This is a genomic window from Halomonas alimentaria (assembly GCF_009902005.1).
GTDB lineage: Bacteria > Pseudomonadota > Gammaproteobacteria > Pseudomonadales > Halomonadaceae > Halomonas > Halomonas alimentaria.
In genome coordinates this window covers 1-212 of sequence record NZ_WUTT01000013.1, presented here as the reverse complement: position 1 = coordinate 212, position 212 = coordinate 1, and the positions used below count along the sequence as shown (strand labels likewise).

General features: G+C 65.1%; 1 protein-coding gene. It reads left to right on the top strand.

What is annotated here, in order from left to right; translation table 11 throughout:
- A partial coding sequence (locus tag GRB96_RS15455; protein ID WP_161433174.1) for an ABC transporter permease occupies positions 1-212 on the top strand: 212 nt, incomplete at both ends.

The window sequence follows — 212 nt, the reverse complement described above, 5'->3', positions numbered from 1 at the left end:
ACCTTCCTCGGCGGCACCTTCTACTCCATCGATATGCTGCCGCCCTTCTGGCAGGCGGTGACCCTGGCCAATCCCGTCGTCTATCTGGTCAGCGGCTTCCGCTGGAGCTTCTACGGCATCAGCGACGTCAGCCCGCTGGTCAGCCTGGCCATGATCCTGCTGTTCCTGGGGGCGGCCATCGCCCTGGTGGCCTGGATCTTCCGCACCGGGTA